Annotated in this window: 17 protein-coding genes; 5 read left to right on the top strand and 12 right to left on the bottom strand. The window is 68.5% G+C overall.

Annotation, left to right across the window (positions count from 1 at the left end; all coding sequences use genetic code 11):
• Positions 1–95 precede the first annotated feature (95 nt).
• Genes J1N50_RS14965 through J1N50_RS14955 form a run of 3 tightly spaced genes read right to left on the bottom strand, consistent with a single transcriptional unit; the run spans position 96 to position 2,963 of the window.
• Positions 96–1,058 carry an AAA family ATPase gene (locus J1N50_RS14965; protein ID WP_215355109.1) on the bottom strand — a complete coding sequence of 321 codons (963 nt, stop codon included), beginning with the start codon at positions 1,056–1,058 and terminating at the stop codon, positions 96–98.
• Entirely contained in the window at positions 1,048–2,280 is a 1,233-nt protein-coding gene (locus tag J1N50_RS14960) for a DUF4350 domain-containing protein (RefSeq protein ID WP_215355107.1), read from the bottom strand. The genes J1N50_RS14965 and J1N50_RS14960 overlap by 11 nt, the downstream gene beginning before the upstream one ends.
• Positions 2,277–2,963 carry a DUF4129 domain-containing protein gene (locus J1N50_RS14955; protein ID WP_215355105.1) on the bottom strand — a complete coding sequence of 229 codons (687 nt, stop codon included), beginning with the start codon at positions 2,961–2,963 and terminating at the stop codon, positions 2,277–2,279. The genes J1N50_RS14960 and J1N50_RS14955 overlap by 4 nt, the downstream gene beginning before the upstream one ends.
• Before the next feature lie 160 nt (positions 2,964–3,123).
• On the opposite strand from J1N50_RS14955, the gene J1N50_RS14950 reads away from it, so the two are divergent.
• Together J1N50_RS14950 and J1N50_RS14945 are read left to right on the top strand one after the other, a co-directional pair.
• Positions 3,124–5,331, top strand: a complete 2,208-nt coding sequence (locus tag J1N50_RS14950) for a thiamine pyrophosphate-dependent enzyme (RefSeq protein ID WP_246553574.1) — start codon at positions 3,124–3,126, stop codon at positions 5,329–5,331.
• On the top strand, positions 5,328–6,374 hold the full coding sequence (locus J1N50_RS14945) for an ACP S-malonyltransferase (RefSeq protein WP_215355100.1): 1,047 nt from the start codon (positions 5,328–5,330) through the stop codon (positions 6,372–6,374). Before J1N50_RS14950 ends, J1N50_RS14945 begins: the two co-directional genes overlap by 4 nt.
• Positions 6,375–6,548: 174 nt before the next feature.
• Here the strand turns inward: J1N50_RS14945 and J1N50_RS14940 are convergent, their stop codons facing one another.
• From J1N50_RS14940 to J1N50_RS14910, 7 genes are all read right to left on the bottom strand, one after another.
• Entirely contained in the window at positions 6,549–7,193 is a 645-nt protein-coding gene (locus J1N50_RS14940) for a response regulator transcription factor (protein WP_215355098.1), read from the bottom strand.
• Positions 7,194–7,265: 72 nt separating this feature from the next.
• The gene (locus J1N50_RS14935) at positions 7,266–8,633 is read right to left on the bottom strand and encodes a sensor histidine kinase (protein ID WP_215355096.1); all 1,368 of its coding nucleotides are present in this window, start codon (positions 8,631–8,633) and stop codon (positions 7,266–7,268) included.
• 6 nt (positions 8,634–8,639) lie between these two features.
• On the bottom strand, positions 8,640–9,326 hold the full coding sequence (locus J1N50_RS14930) for a winged helix-turn-helix domain-containing protein (protein ID WP_215355094.1): 687 nt from the start codon (positions 9,324–9,326) through the stop codon (positions 8,640–8,642).
• Positions 9,295–9,693 (bottom strand): PDZ domain-containing protein, encoded by a 399-nt coding sequence (locus tag J1N50_RS14925; RefSeq protein ID WP_215355092.1) that lies wholly within the window; start codon positions 9,691–9,693, stop codon positions 9,295–9,297. The genes J1N50_RS14930 and J1N50_RS14925 overlap by 32 nt, the downstream gene beginning before the upstream one ends.
• A 27-nt stretch (positions 9,694–9,720) precedes the next feature.
• Entirely contained in the window at positions 9,721–12,309 is a 2,589-nt protein-coding gene (mprF, locus tag J1N50_RS14920; protein ID WP_215355090.1) for a bifunctional lysylphosphatidylglycerol flippase/synthetase MprF, read from the bottom strand.
• Positions 12,306–12,713, bottom strand: a complete 408-nt coding sequence (locus J1N50_RS14915; protein ID WP_215355087.1) for a DUF2147 domain-containing protein — start codon at positions 12,711–12,713, stop codon at positions 12,306–12,308. The genes mprF and J1N50_RS14915 overlap by 4 nt, the downstream gene beginning before the upstream one ends.
• Complete coding sequence (locus J1N50_RS14910; protein ID WP_215355085.1) at positions 12,710–13,450, bottom strand: virulence factor; 741 nt, start codon at positions 13,448–13,450, stop codon at positions 12,710–12,712. The genes J1N50_RS14915 and J1N50_RS14910 overlap by 4 nt, the downstream gene beginning before the upstream one ends.
• A gap of 341 nt (positions 13,451–13,791) precedes the next feature.
• On the opposite strand from J1N50_RS14910, the gene J1N50_RS14905 reads away from it, so the two are divergent.
• Both J1N50_RS14905 and J1N50_RS14900 read left to right on the top strand, forming a co-directional pair.
• Positions 13,792–16,065 carry an FdhF/YdeP family oxidoreductase gene (locus J1N50_RS14905; RefSeq protein WP_215355083.1) on the top strand — a complete coding sequence of 758 codons (2,274 nt, stop codon included), beginning with the start codon at positions 13,792–13,794 and terminating at the stop codon, positions 16,063–16,065.
• An 8-nt stretch (positions 16,066–16,073) separates the two neighbouring features.
• A complete protein-coding gene (locus tag J1N50_RS14900; protein WP_215355080.1) occupies positions 16,074–16,724 on the top strand; it encodes a DUF1345 domain-containing protein in 651 nt (216 codons plus the stop codon).
• On the opposite strand, the gene fdhD is transcribed toward J1N50_RS14900, so the two are convergent.
• Both fdhD and J1N50_RS14890 read right to left on the bottom strand, forming a co-directional pair.
• Positions 16,721–17,548, bottom strand: a complete 828-nt coding sequence (fdhD, locus tag J1N50_RS14895; RefSeq protein WP_215355078.1) for a formate dehydrogenase accessory sulfurtransferase FdhD — start codon at positions 17,546–17,548, stop codon at positions 16,721–16,723. The genes J1N50_RS14900 and fdhD overlap by 4 nt on opposite strands.
• Positions 17,549–17,632: 84 nt before the next feature.
• Positions 17,633–17,893, bottom strand: coding sequence for a hypothetical protein (locus J1N50_RS14890; RefSeq protein ID WP_215355076.1), 261 nt, complete (start codon positions 17,891–17,893; stop codon positions 17,633–17,635).
• A 65-nt stretch (positions 17,894–17,958) separates the two neighbouring features.
• Between J1N50_RS14890 and J1N50_RS14885 the strand changes: the two genes are divergently transcribed.
• Positions 17,959–18,405 carry an acyl-CoA thioesterase gene (locus J1N50_RS14885; protein ID WP_215355074.1) on the top strand — a complete coding sequence of 149 codons (447 nt, stop codon included), beginning with the start codon at positions 17,959–17,961 and terminating at the stop codon, positions 18,403–18,405.
• Positions 18,406–18,553: the final 148 nt, after the last annotated feature.

Genomic DNA, 18,553 nt, shown 5'->3' with positions numbered 1-18,553 from the left:
GGGCCGCGACGTCGCGCCATTTGCCCCTCCGTCAGCGCTTCGCGCTGCCACCTCCCCATGGCTGCGCCACGGGGAGGATCGTTTGCATATCCGGATCAACGCGGCACGTCCTCGCGCTCGACGATATCGGCGATCACCTGTTCGACATTGCGGCCTTCGATCTCGGCCGCCGCGGACAGGATGACGCGGTGGCGAAGCACGCCCGCGGCGAGGCGCTGCACGTCGTCGGGAATGACATAGTCGCGGCCCTCCAGCGCCGCGGAGGCGCTCGACGCGCGCGCGAGCATCGTCGCGGCGCGCGGGCTGGCGCCGCATTCAAGGTCGGCGCTGGCGCGCGTCGCGCGGATCAGGCGGACGATATAGTCGACGACCTCTTCGGCGAGGCGCACCGTCGCGATGGCGTCGATCGCGGCGCCGATCGCCTTGGCGTCGGTGACCTGCGCGACGCCGAAATCGGCGACCGCCGGGCTTTTGAAACGCCCGCCATGATCGGCGACGATGCGGCGTTCCTCGGCGGCGTCGGGATAGTCGACGACGAGCTTGAAGAGGAAACGGTCGAGCTGCGCCTCGGGCAGCGGATAGACGCCCTGCTGTTCGATCGGGTTCTGCGTCGCGAGCACGGTGAAGCGCGGGCTCATCGCGTGCGGCTCGCCGTTGATCGTGACGCGGCGTTCCTGCATCGCCTCGAGCAACGCAGCCTGCGTCTTCGGCGGGGTGCGGTTGATTTCGTCGGCGAGCAGCAGTTCGGTGAAGATCGGCCCCTTGGTCAGGGTGAAGCTCGACGTCTGGAAGTTGAACAGGTTCGACCCCAATATGTCGCCGGGCATCAGGTCGGGGGTGAACTGGATGCGTCCGAAGTCGAGCCCGACCGCGCGCGCGAAGGCCTGCGCGAGCAGGGTCTTCGCGGTCCCCGGCGGGCCTTCGAGCAGTACATGGCCGCCCGCGAGCAGGGCGATCGTCACCATGCGGGTCAGCGGGCCCTGACCGAACACGACCTTGGCGACCTCGCCCTCGATCGCCGCGCCCAGCGCCCTCACGCTCTCGATTTCAGCCGTCACGGAGTAGTTCCTTCCTGATGTCGTGCAGCGCCTGCGCGCCCTCCAAAAATTCATGCCGGTTGCGCGCGAACGGCAGACGGCGTGCAATCGCCGAAAACAGATCGCTGCCGCGTTTCAGCCGCCGGTCGATCCACGCGTCGGTCGCTTCGGGGTCGAGCCCCGCCGGCGCGTGCAGGCGGCGCGCGATCGCAAGGCGCTGGTTCGCAACATAGGCGTCGGCGCCGTCGAGTTCGCGCCGCGCCTGCCGCACCAGGTCGGCGCTGTTCGCGATCAACGCCTCTTTCGAGATCGGGATCGCGCGCGCCGGCTTCAGCGCGGGGCCGAAGCGCACCCACGCCTGCCACAGCGCGAGCAGCCCTGCCGCGATCAGGCAGAGCGTGATGCCGATGAAGGGCGGAACGAAGGCAAAACGCAGCAGCGAGCGCCCGCCGCCGAAGCCGTTGAGCGTCAGGTCGAAGGCGACGCTGTCGGTGTCGGCATCCTCGCCGATCGCGTCGATCAGCATCGCCGCCGCGCGCGCCCTGTCGCGCGAGGCGAAAGCGAAATTGTCGATGAGATCGGGATCGGCAAGGACGTAGAAATCGCGCTCCTTCGCCATCGCGAGCACCGCGCCGCCGTTCGCGCCCGCGATCAGCGGAATGATGCCGTCGCCGTCGACCGTCTGCGCATTGTCGGGGAGATAGGCCGCAAAGGGCCGCCCCGCGACGCTTGCGGGGACGGTCTGCGCGCGCGCCTGCGGCGCGCGGATGCGGACCTTGCCGAACTGGCTCTCGGGCAGCAGCGCGCCGTCGGGCGTGACGGGAAAGCCCTGGCCGACCCAACCGGGCTTTTTCGCCTGTCCGGGCATGGTCACCGTCTGCCACTTGGGGAGCACGACGAGCGCGCGGCGGCCGCGCTGATTGAGCAGTTCCTCGATCTCGTTCGGCTTGGTCTGGTGCGTCGGGGTGAGGATCAGCAATGGTTCGTCGCCCGACGCGGCGCCCGGGCCGACGTGGCGGCGCAGTTCGACATGCGCGCCCGATCGTTCGAGCAAGTCGACGAGTCCGGCAAAACCCGGCGCCGCCTTCGACAGCGAATGACCGCCGCCGTCGTTGCCGCTCGACAATTGCGGGCCGAGCGCGACCAGCGCCCAGAGCGCGATGAACGCGACCACGCCCACGATCACCATCGCCGCCATCAGCAGCGGATTGAACCCCGATTCATTCGCGCGCGCGCCGCTCATGCCCGCGCCCAATTCTGCGGCACGGTCAGCTCGGCATAGGCGCTGCGGCATTCCTTCCACGCGCCCTCGTCGATCGCGCGGCCACCGAACAGGCTGATCTCGACCGCGCGCGCGATGCGGCTGAAGGCATGGCGCGCGACCGTGGGCAGGTCGTGCGCGCCGGCAAGCTCGCGCGACGTCATCGCGGGGCGGACGAGTCCGGGGCGGCGGTCGCTGATGTCGTCGACGCTGCGATAGAGCAGCAGATGCACCGCCTCGGCGAAGCGGCCCGCGGCGGCAAGCGCATCGGCGTCGGCGAGCCGCGCGCGCGCGGCGCCGGCTTCGGCTTCACCCAGCGCCTCTTCCTCGATATCGCCGCGCTTGCGCCCGAAACGGAAGTTATCGATCCAGTCGGCAAAGGCGGGGACGAAATGATAGAGGATGAGGAGCAGCAGCGCCGCGGCGCCGATCCACATCAAGGGTTTCAGCGCCGGGGCGCTCCATTCGAAGAAATCGCGCAGCCAGCCGATATCCCATTGCGGTTGCCGGGACTGCGGCGGCGGGGGCGGCGGAAAGCCCGTCTGAATCTCGCCCCCGGCCATCGTCTGGCCATAGGCGGGGTCGACGAGTTCGGGGTCGACGAGCCACCCCTCATCGGATGCGGCCGTCGCTGCCGACGCCTGGGCGATCCAAAGCGACATCATGTTGAGAAGAGAGCCCCGCCCCGATGCGTCATCGATCAAGGTGGTAGCGCGCCGCGCCGCGACAAGGCAAGAGATGCTTGCGCGCCAAACTGCCCCGTTCTAGCGCGCCGGTCGTGGCTTGATGGTTGCGCGTGCAACCAGATGGCCCGGTTCAAGGAGGATGTCGGTGGACGCGGCGCAGGCAGTACATGAAAAATTCCTCGACGCGCTGGCGGCAGGCCGCTTGCCCGATCGGGCCGATGCGCCTGATCCGGGCGCGGCGGGTCTGTCGCGGGCGGCGGCGACCGATATCTTCCTGTCGCAGCTCACCAGCCGCCAGATGGACCGATTGTCGCGCCATCTGCAGGCGCGCGGCGAGGGCTTCTACACGATCGGCTCGTCAGGGCACGAGGGCAATGCGGCGGTCGCTGCGGCGCTGCGCGTCACCGACATGGCGTTCCTCCACTATCGCTCCAACGCCTTCCAGCTTCACCGCGCGCGCCAGCTTCCGGGGGAGAGCGCGACATGGGACATGCTGCTGAGCTTCGCGGCGTCGAGCGAGGACCCGATCTCGGGCGGGCGGCACAAGGTGATCGGATCGAAGCGGCTCAATATCCCGCCACAGACCTCGACGATCGCGTCGCACCTGCCGAAAGCCGTCGGTGCGGCCTTTTCGATCGGCATTGCGCGGCGGCTCGGACGCAAGGGCTTGCCCCTTCCCGACGATGCGGTGGTGCTGACCAGCTTCGGCGACGCCTCGGCGAACCATTCGACCGCGCAGGGCGCGTTCAACACCGCCGGCTGGGCGGCCTTCCAGGGCACCCCGATGCCGCTGATTTTTCTCTGCGAGGATAATGGCATCGGCATTTCGACGCGCACGCCGACGGGCTGGATCGAGGCGCAGTTCCGGCACCGCGCGGGGCTGCACTATATCCGGTGCGACGGCACCGACCTCGCTTCGGCCTATGCCGGGGCAAAGGCGGCGGCGGATTATGCGCGCCGGACGCGAAGGCCCGTGTTCCTGCACATGGCGACGGTGCGGCTCTACGGCCATGCGGGATCGGACGTGCAGGGCGCCTATCTGCCGAAGGCGCTGATCGAGGCCGACGAGGCGCGTGATCCGCTGCTCGCCGGCGCGGCCCTGATGGTGCAGCAGGACTGGATGACCCCCGCCGAGATTGCCGAAACCTATGAGGAGATCGGGGCGACCCTGGCGCGGCAGGCCGAGGCGGCGATCCTGCGGCCGAAGATCACGACCCCGGCGCATGTGATGGAAAGCCTGATCCCGCCGCGCCGCGAAGTCGCGCGGCCGAACACGCCGTCGGCCGAGGACCGCAAGGCGATGTTCGGCAGCGATGCGGGCCAGATGGACAAGCCGATGCACATGGCGCGGCTGCTGTCGTGGGCGCTCGCCGACCTGATGCTCGCGCACGAGGAGATCGTCGTCGCGGGCGAGGATGTCGGACCGAAGGGCGGTGTTTACAACGTCACCGCGAAGCTTCACCAGCGCTTCGGCTCGGCGCGCGTCATCAACACCCTGCTCGATGAACAGGCGATCCTCGGGCTCGCGATCGGCATGGCGCACAATGATTTCCTGCCGATGCCCGAGATCCAGTTCCTCGCCTATGTCCACAATGCCGAGGACCAGATCCGCGGCGAGGCGGCGACCCTCAGCTTCTTCTCGAACGGCCAGTACACCAACCCGATGGTCATCCGCATTGCGGGGCTCGGCTATCAGAAGGGCTTCGGCGGCCATTTCCACAACGACAACAGCCTTGCGGTCTTTCGCGACATTCCGGGCGTGATCCTCGCGGTGCCGTCGAACGGCCGCGATGCCGTGCATATGCTGCGCGAATGCGTGCGGCTGGCGCGCGAGGAGCAGCGTGTCGTCGTCTTTGTCGAACCGATCGCGCTCTACATGACGCGCGACCTGCACGAGGAGGGCGATGGTCTGTGGACCAGCGTCTACGAAGCCCCGGGCGAAGGCACCCCGATCCGCCTCGGCGACGTCGGTGTCCATGGCAACGGCACCGACCTTGCGATCGTCACCTATGGCAACGGCTATTATCTCTCGCGCCAGGCCGAAAAGCCGCTCGCCGCCGATGGCGTGAAGGCGCGCGTGATCGACCTGCGCTGGCTCGGCCCGGTCGACGAGGACAGGCTCGTCGCCGCGGTCGGCGAGGCGAAGCGCATCCTGATCGTCGACGAATGCCGCATCACCGGCTCGCAGAGCGAAGCGCTGATGGCGACCTTCGTCGAACGCACGCCGGGCAAGAAACTCGCGCGCATCGCCGCCGACGACAGTTTCATTCCCCTGGGGAAGGCCGCGACGCTGACGCTGCCGAGCCGCGACAGCATCTACGCGGCCGCGAAGGAGTTGCTGGCATGAACACCCGCAGGAGCGCGCTCGTCGTTGCGCCAGGGCGCGGCACCTATGGCAAGGGCGAACTCGGCAGCATCGCACGGCTGCACGCCGCGCGCTTCGCCGACCTGATCGCGAATTTCGACGCCCAGCGACGGGAGCGCGGCCAGACGACGCTGACCGAACTCGACGGCGCCGAGCGTTTCAGCGTCGCGACCCACATGCGCGGCGATGTCGCTGCGCCGCTGATCTACAGTGCGACGGCGCTCGATTATCTGAGCATCGACCGCGACCGGTTCGACATCGTCGCGGTCGCGGGCAATTCGATGGGCTGGTACAGCGCGTTGGCGCTCGGCGGCGCGGTGTCGGTCGAGGACGGTTTCCGCATTTCGAACGCGATGGGCCTCAACAGCCAGACGCACGGTCCGGGCGGGCAGATATTGCTGCAGGTGGTCGACGAGGATTGGCGGCCCGTTCCGGGCCTCCGTGACCGGTTGATCGATCTCGTCGCGAATATCGCTGCGCGCCCCGGTCACGATCTCGCCTTGTCGATCGACCTCGCCGGGATGCTCGTCCTTGCCGGGAATGAGGAAGGTCTTGCCGCGCTGCTTGCCGACGTTCCGCAAACGCCCGGCCGCGATCCGCTGCGCCTCGCGGGCCACGGCCCGTTCCACACGCCGTTGATGTTCGGCAGCTCGGAAAAGGCGAAGGCCGAATTGCCCGCATCGCTGTTCGGCGATCCTGTGATCCCGATGGTCGACGGGCGCGGGCATATCTGGCGGCGCTTCTCATCGGACCCGGCCGCGATCTGGGATTATAGCTTTGGCCACCAGATTCTCGCGCCCTACGACTTTGCGCGGTCGGTGCAGGTCGCGGTCAAGGAATTCGCACCCGACGTGATCATCCTGCCCGGCCCCGGCGACACGCTGGGCGGCGCGATCGCGCAGTCGCTGATCGCCATCGAATGGCAGGGCATGGCTGGCAAGGCCGATTTCGTGGCGCGACAGGCGTCCGACCCGATCCTGCTCTCGATGGGACGGCCCGAGCAGCGCGCGTTGGTCAGCCGGTAGAAATTGGGCCGGCGGAGATGGAACATTCTCCGCCGGCCCGCTTGGGATCCGTGGCCTGGTGGGGTTCGGCCACGAGGGAGAACGGCGGTGCCGATGGGGACCAACTCAGCGGCGGCCGTCCGTTCATCCTCCTTATAGGCGCCCGTCCGGCGATCCGGCCGTGCCGATCGGGATTCATGCTCCGAAATGGAGGGGGTTCCCGCGCGCCAGTTCGGCGGTGAAGGCAAGCCGTAGCAGTTCGGCGACGCTGCCCGCCCCGGCGCGGCGCATGATGTTTGCGCGGTGAACCTCGACCGTGCGCGGGCTGAGGTCGAGGCGGCGGGCGATCGCCTTGTTGCCCATCCCCGCCGCGATCGCTTCCAATATGTCGCGCTCGCGCGGCGTCAGTGCGGCGAGCCGCATTTCGGCGTCGCGGTGCAGCGCAAGCGCGTCGCGCCGCGCCTGCCAGCTTGCGATCGCGTCGTCGATCGTGCGGCGGACGAGGCGCGGGTCGAGCGGCGCGGGGAGCAAATCATGCGCACCGCCGCGCAGGATCGCGCGGGCGTCGGCGACGCCGAGGCGGCTCGCGGCGACGAAGATCGTGACATCGGCGCGTCCGGCGAGCCGCGCGAGCAATGTGTCGCCGCTGACGCGACCCGGCTGCTGCCAGTGAAAGAGCAGAATCGCGCAGTCGGTATCGGCGCCCGCCTCCAGCCAGGCGTCGGCGCTGGCGAAGCTGCGCACGACCCCGCCGCCCGTTTCGGCCAGCGTGCGAAAGCAAGCCGCGCGCTCGACCGCGTCGGGCAGGATCAGATGGATATGGCCCCCGTTCTGGTTCACCCGCCAAGGCTGGCGCGTCCTGGCGCCGAAGCCCAGCGCGATCCGCTCGGCTTCGGCGCCGATATGAGGCGATCAGGCGGCGACGGGCAGGCGCAGCGTGACGATGGTGCCGTGCGGGTCGGCGCGCGCGATCGCCATCCGGCCGTCGTGCATATGCGCGATCGTCTCGACAAGCGAGAGGCCGAGCCCGGCGCCCGACCCGCCGCGCGCGGGGTCGAGGCGGACGAAGCGTTTTGCGGCCTCGCCGATCTGCCCCTCGGCAATGCCTGGGCCATCGTCGGCGACCCTGAGCTCGACGTCGGTTCCGACCCGTGCCGCAGACAGCCGGATCGCCGATCCGCCGCCTGCATATTTCAGCGCATTGTCGATGAGGTTCGACAGCGCCCGGAGCAGCATTTCACGGTGCGCGACCACTTCGAGCTCGGCGGGCGCGTCGACGCTGATCGCGAAGCCTTCGTCCTCGGCGAGCGGGCCATAGACTTCGGCCAGATCGTCGAGCAGCGGCGCCAGCGCGAAGCGGGCGAACTGGTCGCGGCCGATGCCGGCCTCGGCGCGGCTGATCTCGAGCGCGGTGTCGAGCAGGCGGTGCAGGCTGTCGGCCTCGTCGATCGCGGCTGCGAGCGCGGCGGTCGCGTTGGGGTCGCGCGTCCGGCCGAGCGCCTGTTCGAGCGTCGCTTTCATCCGCGAGACGGGCGAGCGGAGGTCGTGCGCCATCGAATCGGTGACCATGCGCAGTTCGCCGACGAGCGCCTCGATCCGGTCGAGCATCGCGTTGATCGAGGTGCCGAGCCGGTCGAAGGCGTCGCCGGTCTCGTCGCGCTCGACCCGCGCGTCGAGCCTCCCCGACGCTATGGCCGAGGCGGCGCGGGCGAACGCGTCGACGCGCCGCGACAATATCCACGCCGCGAGCGCGGCGACGACGGTCGCGATCAGGATTCCGGCGGCAAGCGCATAGAGAAAGGCCGCCTGACTCGCCCGGGCGAGCTGCACCTGCGCCTCGAGCACCTCCCCGGTGAGCAGCACATGGTCGGCGTCCAGCCGCCGCGTGACCAGCCCCATCTCCTCCGCCGCCGTGCCGCCCTCGCGGAACAGGCTGATCCGCCGCCACCGCTCCTTGTCGCCGAGCGTCGCGGGCCATTGCTCGAGATTGCCGATAAGCGGCACGCCGCCCGGGCCTTTGAGCAGCACGACGAAATTGCGGTCGTCGCGCGCCGCGAGCCGGTCGCGGATCGCGCGGACGAGGCCGGCTTCGCCCTCCTGCCGATATTCCTCGGCGAAATCGTCGCGCGCGACCTCGGCCGCGGTGCGCGCGTCGGCGAGGATCGTCGCCGCGGTGAAGCGGTGAATGACGGTCAGCCCCAGCGCGAGCGCCGCGACCTGCGCGAGCAGCAACGCGAGCGCGAGCCGGATCGTCGTCGACTGGAAAAACCCCCGTCGCACCGGCGACTAGCCAGCCTTGCCGAGCATATAGCCGGCGCCGCGGATCGTGTGGACGAGCGGCTTGTCGAAGCCGTCGTCGACCTTGCGGCGCAGGCGGCTGACGTGGACGTCGACGACGTTGGTGCCGGGGTCGAAATGATATTCCCACACACCCTCCAGCATCATCGTGCGCGTGACCACCTGTTCCTTGTGGCGCAGCAGATATTCGAGCAGGCGAAACTCGCGCGGCTGGAGCTCGATCCGCTGGCCGGCGCGTGTGACGCGGCGATTGAGCAGGTTCATCTCCAGATCCTCGCAGGCGAGGGTCGTTTCGACCTGCGTCCCGCCCGACGGTTTTGCGATCAGCAGCTTCAGCCGCGCGAGCAGCTCGGAAAAGGCGAAGGGCTTGACCAGATAGTCGTTGGCGCCCGAGGTCAGCCCCTCGACCCGCGCATCGACCGCGCCGAGGTTCGAGAGGATGATGACCGGCGTCGCGACCTTCGCCGCGCGCAGCGCGGCGAGCACCGCCATCCCGTCCATCCCCGGCAGCATCCGGTCGAGGACGATCGCGTCGTAACTGCCGTCGGTCGCGTGGAACAGCCCGTCGCGCCCGTCGGCGGCGTGATCGACGACGAACCCTTCGCCGGTCAGGCTCTTGACGATGAAGTCCGCGGTGGTCCGGTCATCCTCGATGACGAGTATTTTCTGGGACATGCGGTTCCTTCACGCGGGTGGGCGGCAGATGCTTATAGCGGCTCTCGCCGCCATGGCGAATATGGAGGTCGACACCCCGTTTCGCATCGCCCTTCATCGCCCGCGCGACAGCGGAGACCGAGGCGATCGGCCTGCCGTCGATGCCGACGATAACGTCGCCCGCCGCTATATCGGCCTTCGCCGCGGCGCTGCCGTCCTGCACGCTGGTGACGACGAGCGCGAGCGGCGCGTGCGGTGCGGTGCGTTCGGCCTCGTAGGTCAGGCCGGGAATCTGGTTGCCCGTGGATGCAAAGGGCGCCGATGCGAGATGCGCCGCAAGGCCGACGACGCCCGCGAGCATCAGCAGCAAGGCGCTGGCGGGGGGCATGGGGCGCAGAGGCATTGCGTCCATCGCTCAGACGGGCGCCGCGACGGGTGCGGCGGCCTTCTTCGTCGCGGGAGGGCGGCTGACGATGCGGTGGACGGCGGCCATGCCCTGCGCGAAGGCCATGCCCCGCGGGCCGGCAATATAGCGCGGTTCCCAGCGGGTCGCGAACTTGGCCTTGTAGCTGCGGAGCCCCTCGAAGCCATAGAGCATCTCGCCATGACGGAAGAGGAAGGCCGCACCGCGCGCCCAAGTCGGGGCGAGCCGCCGCCCGTCGACTCCGGCGAGCGGCGCGATGCCGAGGGTGAAGCGACGAAAGCCGCGATCGCGGGCATATTGGATCAGCCGGATGAACAGGAAATCCATCACGCCATAGGGCAGCGCCGCGACGTGGCGCATCAGGTCGACCGACATTTCGGCGCCATTCGCGGTCGCGAGGATGTTGGCGAAAGCGACGATGCGTCCGTCGATCCGCACGACGGCGCAGGGGAAGCGCGCGATATAGGCGGGGTCGAAGCTGCCGAGGCTGAACGCCTTTTCGCGCTGCTTTTTCGCGCGCAGCCAGTCGTCGGACACGGCCTTGAGTTCGGCGATGTGTCGAGGGACGTGGGCGGCGGCGATGACTGCGAATTCGGCGCCTGCCTGTTCCGCCCGGCGTTCGGCGTGGCGCAGCGTTTTCGCTTGCGGTCCGGCGAGCGTGAAGGAGTCGAGGTCGACCTCCGCCTCCTCGCCATATTTGACGATCGAGAGGCCGAGGTCGATCGCCTGCGGCAAGGTGCGCGCGCCGATCTGGTACAGCAGCAGGCGTCCCTGCGCGGCGTCGGCCTTTTCGCGCAGTTTCCAAAGCAGGTCGGACCAGCGATCCTCGTTGCCGACGGGATCGCCCATCACGATCCAGTTGGCGCCCTCTATCCGGTACATCAGAAAGGCGTCGCCCTCGTCGGCCAGGAGGAAGCGCTTGTCGCCGGTCAGCGCGAGGAAGGCGTCGGTGCGGTCGGCGAGCGCGAGCGCGGGTTCGAGCTGGTCGAAGCTGACCGCGCTGGTGCGGACCGAGCGCGCCGACGGCGCAAGAAGGCGCCAGATCGCGAGCCCGGCGAGCAGCACCGCGATGCCGAAGAGCGCGCGCAGGAAGCGTGGCGCGTCGCCGTTCAGGCTGAACTGCCACCAGAGACTGCCCGAATAGGCGACATGCTTGTAGGCAAAGAAGCCCGCAAAGGTCGACGCCAGGATCGCGGTCAGCGCGGCGGCGATCCAGCCGGTCGACAGCGGCGCGTCGATCAGCGCGGTCTTGCGATAGAAGGCGGCGCGGCTCCACTGCAGCGCGGCGACGATCCCGGCCAGGATCAGCGCCTCCTCATAATCGAACCCCTTGGCGAGCGAGAAGAGAATCGCGGCGGCGAGCAAGGCGCGCGTCGCGACGAACGCGCCGTCGAGGCGGCGGAGCAGCCCGGGCGCGAGGAAGAGGAGGAGCGTGCCCGCAAGGCTCGCGGCGAGGTGCGAGGCCTCGACGAACGGCAGCGGAAGGAAATGCTTGAGGTCGTGCATCCGCGCCGCCTCCGCCGGGGTCGATCCCGAGAGGAGGAGGATCAGACCGCCGGCGAAGACGAGGGCGGCGAGCAGCGGCGGCGCCAGCTCGCGCAGTAGCGACTGCCCCGCAGCGGCGAGCTGCTTCGCCGGTCCGTGCCACGCGCGGCTTTCGTGCCAGGCGAGGAGCAGCGCGGCGAGGAGCAGCGGCAGCAGATAATAGATGACGCGGTAGGCGAGCAGCGCGGCGAGCAGCTCTGCTTTATCGCCGGGCACCATCGCGATCACCACCGCCTCGAACACGCCGAGCCCGCCCGGCACATGGCTGATCAGCGCGGCGATGATCGCGAGCGCATAGCCGAGGAAGAAAAGCGGCCAGGCCGCCGGGTCGGGGGCGGGCAGCAGGATGAACAGCGCGGCGCTGGCGGCGGCGAGGTCGAGCGCGGCGACAAGCGTCATCGCCGCACTCTTCGCCGGGCCGGGTATCGGCGTGCGCCAGCCGCCGATCTCGACCGCGCGCAGCCCGAAGTGGCGGAGCAGCATCGGGATCAGGCAGAGCGTCACGGTCGCGATCCCCGCGATATGCAGCCAGTGGAGCGACAGGCCGAAGTCGAAGAAGGGCAGGATCTGCGTGCTGGTCGCCGCGGCGAGGCCGGCGAGCAGGATCACACCGTTCCAGAAGGCGAGGCTGGCGAGCGCGATCACGCTGCCGATCGCGCCGCCGTCGAGGCCCGCGGCGCGATAGACGCGGTAGCGCGCCGATCCGCCGGTGAGCAACGCGAGTCCGAGATTGTGGCTGAGCGTGTAGCTGGTGAAGCTGGCGAGCGCCGCCGTGCGCCACGGAAGCGTCTTGCCGAGGATATGCAGGGCGAAACTGTCGTAGAGGGTGAGGAGAAGATAGCTGGTCGCGGTAAGCGCCAGCGCCCCGGCGATCTGTGCCGTCGACAGCGCGTCGAAGGTATGGCGGATCGCGCGCGGGCGCACCGAATGGAGCAGGCCGAAGAGCGCGGAGAAGCCGAGCGCGGCGACGATCAGCGCCGCGAGGATCGACAGCGACCGCTTGTGCGTGCGGATGCAGGCGACAAACCGCCTCATTGCCGCGTCCAGTCCTGCCGCTTGCAGAGCAGGCCGCCGAGGATGCAGCCCGAGATGCGGATATCGTTGGCACTCTTCTGCTCGATCGTCGAATAGAAGCGGCGGCCCTGATCGGGGACATAGACCTGCCCGGTCCAGCGCGCGGCGCCGCTCCTGCGATAGTCGCTGAGCAGCTCGGTGCCGATCAGCGAGGTGACCCCCGCGTCGCGTGCGTCGGCCATCGCCTTGGGGCTCGCCCAGACGATGTTGCCGCAGAGCAATTGCCCGCAATAGCGCGTCCGGACGAGCAATGTCCCCTTGGGGTTCTGCCACAGGCCGATCGGATTCGCGGCGGGCTGTGGCATCGCAGCCGCCGCGAATCCCGTCGAGGCGGAAAGCATCAGTGCCAGCGCCGGTATCTTCATGACCGAATGTCCTTGGCTTGGGTTACGGCCGGCAGGATCGCCGCGGTCAGCGCCGCATCGTCGAAATCCAGCCGGTGCCCGCCGGGCAAAGCGACGCGCCGGACGTTGGGCAGGGTGAGCTCGGGGCAAAGGCTGTTCGCCTCCTTGGCGCCATGAATGCAGGTGACCGGCACCCAGGTCAGGCGCGACGCGGTCGGCAGGGCGAGTGCGTCGGGGGTTTCGAGACCCGCGAGCTCGACCGGCGACGCGCGAAACACGATGTCGCGCCCTGGAACGACAAGCACGACGGCGCGGATCGGCGCGCGCGCGGCGGCGGGCAGCTCCGCGAGCCCGGCATGGAGCATGTCGGCGCCGAACGACTGGCCGATCAGCACCACATGACCGGTCCGGCCGAGCGCCATCGCGCGGCGCATCGCGCCCGCGATCAGCGCGCCCGTCTCGGTGGCGGAGCGGCCGGGCGCGAAGAAGGACAGGCTGTTGACGGTTACGATCGCATAGCCGCGCGCATGGAGCCGTGCGGCGACCTTCGGGGTCATCCCGACGCGGTCGCCCATGTCGCCCGACAGCATGACGAGCGCGGGGCGCTGGGGCCCGGCTCCGGCGGCGGGCAGGTCGTGGAAGGTCGTGTGGCGATAATAGCCGAGATGGACGTAACAGAGGCCGGCGCCGAGCAGCGCGAGCAGGAGCATGAGCAGCCCTGCGCGTCCCCATCGTCTGTGGCCGGTCGTTCGTGTCATGCGCCCTTCATAGACGGTCACACGCCTCCGCAAGCTGACGCGCGGATTACGATATTGTCATGTGCCGGTCATCCGGGGGACGGCCGCGCGCGGCTAGAAGCCAAGGGGTCGAAGGCGATTGAGCGCCTTCGGCGACCCGAACCGCAGGCTGGCCGGGATCTCACCCGGCACCCGCTGATCCCGGCCCGCCTGCATCCGGCCAGCCTCCGCCCCCGGAGGCTGGCCGCTTTTACGATGGCGACCGCGCATCCATTTTGCTCGATCCCACCATGGTTGGCATGGCCTTGCGCGCGGCGCTGTGCTTTACTCCGGCGCGATATCGAGGTTCGGGAGATGACGTGATGGCCGACGGCAAAGCCCGCTACCAGACCTATAACGCCCCCGCCGGCGGGTGGGGCGCCGCGGCGGCGACCGCGAAGGTGCTCCTCGAACAGAGCGTCGTCACCAAGGGATCGCGCGCGCTGCTATCGATGAACCAGCCCGGCGGTTTCAAATGCCCGAGCTGCGCCTTTCCCGACGCGACCTGCACCAAGAAGCTCGAATTCTGCGAAAATGGCGCGAAGGCGCTCGCGCACGAGGCGACGAAATTCCGTGTGACGCGCGATTTCTTTGCGCGGCACAGCGTGACCGAGCTGATGGAGCAGTCGGACTATTGGCTCGAGATGCAGGGCCGGCTGACCGAACCGATGCGCTACGACGCGGCGAGCGACCATTATGTGCCGGTGAGCTGGGACGATGCCTTCGCGCTGATCGGATCGCACCTGCGCGCGCTCGAAAGCCCGCATCAGGCCGAATTCTACACCTCGGGCCGCACGCCGAACGAGGCGGCCTTCCTCTATTCGATCTTCGTGCGCGAATATGGCACGAACAATTTCCCCGATTGCTCGAACATGTGCCACGAACCGACGAGCCGCGGGCTCCCCCCCGCGATCGGGGTCGGCAAGGGCACGGTGATCCTCGACGATTTCGACCATGCCGAGGCGATCTTCGTCATGGGGCAGAACCCCGGCACCAACGCGCCGCGGATGATGACGCAGCTGTTCCACGCGCACAAGCGCGGCTGCCCGATCGTCGCGGTGAACCCGATGCCCGAGCGCGCGTTGATGCGCTATACCGAGCCGCAGGACGTCGTGCAGATGGCGACCTTCGGATCGGCGCCGATCGCCAGCGAATTCGTCCATATCAGGATCGGCGGCGACCTCGCTTTCCTGAAAGGCATGATGCGCGTGATGTTCGAGCGCGAGGCGGCGGGGGAGGCGGTCCTCGATCGGGCCTTCATCGCCGAGCATACGACAGGTTTCGAGGCGCTGCGCGCCGATATACTGGCGCAGGACTGGGCCGAAATCGTCGCGGTGTCGGGGATATCGGAGGAGCAGATCCGCCGCTGCGCCGAAATCTATATCCGGTCGAAGGCGACGATCATCTGTTACGGCATGGGGCTGACGCAGCACCAGTACGGGTCGCAGCTGGTCCAGCAGGTCGCGAACATCCTGCTGCTCAAAGGCAGTTACGGGCGGCCGGGTGCGGGCATTTCGCCGATCCGAGGCCATTCCAACGTACAGGGAGACCGCACCGTCGGGATCGACGAAAAGCCGACAGAGGCCTATCTCGATCAGGTCCAGCGCGTCTTCGGCTTCGCGCCTCCACGCGAGCATGGCCATCATACGATCGAGTCGGTCGAGGCGATGCTCGCGGGCACCGCGAAGGTCTTCATCGGCCTCGGCGGCAATTTCGTCCGCGCGATCCCCGATACGACACGCGCCTACGACGCGATGCGCTCGCTCGACCTGACCGTCGGGATCGCGACGAAGCTCAACCGCGGGCATCTCGTGCACGGCAAGGACGCTCTGATCCTGCCCGTCGTCGCGCGGTCGGAGCGGATCGAGACCGCGGCGGGCGAACAGTTCGTGACGATCGAGGATTCGATGTCGAACGTCACCGCCTCGCGCGGGGTGCTCGCCCCGGCGAGCGACGACCTGAAGCCCGAGGTCGAGATCGTCTGCCGCATCGCGATGGCGACGCTGCCCGACAGCCGCGTCGACTGGGCGGGCTTCATCGACGATTATGGTCGCATCCGCGACAAGATCGCCGCGGTCTATCCGGCGCTCTATTCGGATTTTTCGGAACGGATCAAGGCGCCGCTCGGCTTTCACCTCGACGTCGCGCCGCGCCGGCTCGCGTGGCTCACCCCGAACGGCAAGGCGAATTTCCTCGTGCTGCCGGGGCTGCATGTCGACGCGCCGGTCGACGATCCCGCGATGCTGCGGCTCTCGACGATCCGCTCGCACGACCAGTTCAACACGACGATCTACAGCTATAACGACCGCTACCGCGGCGTGTACAACGACCGGATGGTGCTGTTCGTCAACGCGGAGGATCGCGAAGCGCGCGGGCTGGCGGCGGGCGCGAAGGTGACGCTGGAAACGATCGCCGCCGACGGGATCGACCGGCGCGTCGAGGCGCTGACGCTGGTCGACTATCCGATGCCGCGCGGATCGCTCGCGGGCTATTATCCCGAGCTCAACCCGCTGCTCCCGCTCGATCATTATGACCGCGTCAGCGGCTGCCCGGCGGCGAAGTCGATCCCGGTGCGGATCGTCGCCGGGGCGGGTTGAAGCCGCAAATGGCGCAGCGCAACAGCTTCGCGTTCGGCCGCCAGGTCGCGCCGCTGCGGTTCCTGCTGTTCGGGCTGGTCTTTGTGGCGGTCGCGGGGGGCATGACTGCGCTCGGCGACAGCGCACGGTCGGCGTTGCTGATGGGCTTCGACGCGGCGGCGCTCGCCTTTCTCGTCTCCGCGCTGCCGCTGCTGCGTTCGAACGTGCGGCAGATGCGCCAGCGCGCGGTCGAGAATGATGCGAACCGCGCCGGCCTTCTGGCGATTTCGGTGCTGCTGTCGCTCGTCGTCCTGTTCGCGGTCGGGACGCTGATCGCGGGCCCGGAAAAGCTCGATCGCGGCGATATCGTGCTGATCGTCGCCACCCTCGCGCTTTCGTGGCTGTTTGCAAACCTGGTGTTCACGCTGCACTATGCGCATCTCTATTATCTGCAGGCAGGCGGGCGCGATCGCGGCGGGCTGGAGGTGCCGGGGGTCAAGGAACCCGGTTACTGGGACTTCCTCTATTTCAGCTTCACCCTGGGGATGACCTTCCAGACGTCCGACGTCACCATATCGGGCGCGCATATGCGGCGCGTCGCGCTCGGCCATTGCATGGCGGCGTTCGTGTTCAACATGGGGATATTGGCGTTCACCGTGAACGCGCTCGGCGGATCCTAGGCGATCGGGCCGCCGCTGATCAACAATGCCGAATCCGCGCGGGCGAGCGCGACGAGCGTCAGCCCGGCGGCGGCGGCGCGTTCGGCGGCGAGGCTGGTCGGGGCGGAGATGGTGACGAGCATCGGACAGCCCGCGCGCACCGTCTTTTCGACGAGCTCATAACTGCACCGCGCCGAAAGCAGGATGAAGCCGCCCGCCGGATCGATCGTCGCGCGCGCGAGGGCGCCGACCAGCTTGTCGAGTGCGTTGTGCCGCCCGACATCCTCGCGCGCGCAGAGAATCTCGCCCGCCGGTGTACAGAAGGCGGCGGCATGAACCGCGCCGGTTGCGCGGCCGAGCGGCTGGCGGTCGACGAGCGCGGCGAGCGCCCGCGCAATCGCGGACCGGTCGACGTCGATGCGGGCGGCAACGTGCGGCAGCGGGCGCAGCACCTCCTCGATATTCTCGATCCCGCACAGGCCGCAGCTGCTTTCGCTGACCCGGCGCCGCGCGCGTTCGAGCGCCAGATGCGCGCGATCGGGGGCGAGCCAGAGGCGCAGCGCCCAGCCGCCCTCGATCGGGTGGACGCCGACCTTCGCGAGCTGCGCGGGCGTCTCGACCAGCCCCTCGGCGAGCGCGAAGCCGAGCGCATAATCCTCGAGATCGGCGGGAGTCGCCATCATCACCGCATAACCGATGCCGGAAACCTCGACCGACACCGGCGCCTCGATCGCGAGCGCGCGCGTCAGATCGGAATCGCCGGGCTCGGCAAGGCCGATCCGGCGGACGCCGCGGTCGGTCGTCGATGCGCCGACGGGGCCGGCTTTGCTGTTTTGCGCGCTCATTATACCGCCCAGCCTATAGGCGGCGCGCGGCGCGCGGACCAGCGGAACATGCCGGTCAGCCTTCCCCCGCGTGGCCGGCGCGCGTTACAAGATGCCGCGCTCGGTTGAGTCGCCACCGAGGCGCTGCGCGACGATGCCGGCAAGGCGCGGGGGAGCGCGCTGCGCGACGCGCGGATTGCGGCGGCGGCGGGGAAGAGAGCGCTCGGCATCGCGCACGACGACAGGAACGGCCGGATGTGCGCGATGGTGGATAACATCATGCTTGCCGACAAGGCGCGCGGCCTTGACAGCTGCGCGCGGCAGAGCTGGTGTCAGTTCCACCGCGTGATCCGCGTCCGAAAACAACCTCGATCCGGGTGGCGCCCCGCTCGAGGATTTCGCCACCTTTTGTGAATGAGGACAAGATCCGAATGACCGACGAATCCCCGCAAGTGCTGAGCTACCGCGGCGTCGTCTATCCATGGCACTGCGACCAGATGGGCCACATGAACGTCATGTGGTACACCGGAAAATTCGACGAAGCGACGTGGACCCTCTTTGCCGAACTGGGACTGACGCAGGCCTATCTCGCCGCGAACGGACGCGGGATGGCGGCGGTCGAGCAGACGACGCGATATCTGCGGGAGCTGGTTGCGGGTGACACGGTGACGATCACCTCGCGCCTCGTCGAGGTGCGCGAAAAGGTGCTGCGCTTCGAACATGCGATGGTCCGGACGACCGACGGCACCCTCGCGGCGACATCGGCGATCACCGGAGTTCACCTCGACACGGCGCTCCGCAAGGCGTGCGCTTTCGAAGAGGATATTCGTCGCCGCGCGGCGGCGATGGTCGGATCGCATACAGCCGATCCGGCCTGATACTCGACCGCGCCGGCATCGACCCGCGCTTTGTCCGCGCGTCCCGCCCTTGCGCGCGACTAGAGTGTTTTCAAGTCAGGTGGACTCACCTGACGACTCGGAAAACACGGCAAAACAAGAATCTGGAGTGCCGGTTTTGATTCAATCA

Origin of the sequence: Sphingopyxis soli (genome assembly GCF_018682675.1) — a bacterium.
Taxonomy (GTDB): Bacteria; Pseudomonadota; Alphaproteobacteria; order Sphingomonadales; family Sphingomonadaceae; genus Sphingopyxis; species Sphingopyxis soli.
The sequence above is the reverse complement of the archived record's forward strand: the minus strand, read 5'-3'. Positions and strand labels throughout refer to the sequence as shown.

Excerpts from the sequence above, each read along its gene's own strand:
- J1N50_RS14960 (WP_215355107.1), bottom strand. The coding sequence starts at position 2,280 with ATGAGCGGCGCGCGCGCGAATGAATCGGGGTTCAATCCGCTGCTGATG.
- J1N50_RS14955 (WP_215355105.1), bottom strand. The coding sequence starts at position 2,963 with ATGATGTCGCTTTGGATCGCCCAGGCGTCGGCAGCGACGGCCGCATCC.
- J1N50_RS14950 (WP_246553574.1), top strand. The coding sequence starts at position 3,124 with ATGTCGGTGGACGCGGCGCAGGCAGTACATGAAAAATTCCTCGACGCG.
- J1N50_RS14945 (WP_215355100.1), top strand. The coding sequence starts at position 5,328 with ATGAACACCCGCAGGAGCGCGCTCGTCGTTGCGCCAGGGCGCGGCACC.
- J1N50_RS14930 (WP_215355094.1), bottom strand. The coding sequence starts at position 9,326 with ATGTCCCAGAAAATACTCGTCATCGAGGATGACCGGACCACCGCGGAC.
- J1N50_RS14925 (WP_215355092.1), bottom strand. The coding sequence starts at position 9,693 with ATGCCCCCCGCCAGCGCCTTGCTGCTGATGCTCGCGGGCGTCGTCGGC.
- mprF (WP_215355090.1), bottom strand. The coding sequence starts at position 12,309 with ATGAGGCGGTTTGTCGCCTGCATCCGCACGCACAAGCGGTCGCTGTCG.
- J1N50_RS14915 (WP_215355087.1), bottom strand. The coding sequence starts at position 12,713 with ATGAAGATACCGGCGCTGGCACTGATGCTTTCCGCCTCGACGGGATTC.
- J1N50_RS14910 (WP_215355085.1), bottom strand. The coding sequence starts at position 13,450 with ATGACACGAACGACCGGCCACAGACGATGGGGACGCGCAGGGCTGCTC.
- J1N50_RS14905 (WP_215355083.1), top strand. The coding sequence starts at position 13,792 with ATGGCCGACGGCAAAGCCCGCTACCAGACCTATAACGCCCCCGCCGGC.
- J1N50_RS14900 (WP_215355080.1), top strand. The coding sequence starts at position 16,074 with ATGGCGCAGCGCAACAGCTTCGCGTTCGGCCGCCAGGTCGCGCCGCTG.
- fdhD (WP_215355078.1), bottom strand. The coding sequence starts at position 17,548 with ATGAGCGCGCAAAACAGCAAAGCCGGCCCCGTCGGCGCATCGACGACC.
- J1N50_RS14885 (WP_215355074.1), top strand. The coding sequence starts at position 17,959 with ATGACCGACGAATCCCCGCAAGTGCTGAGCTACCGCGGCGTCGTCTAT.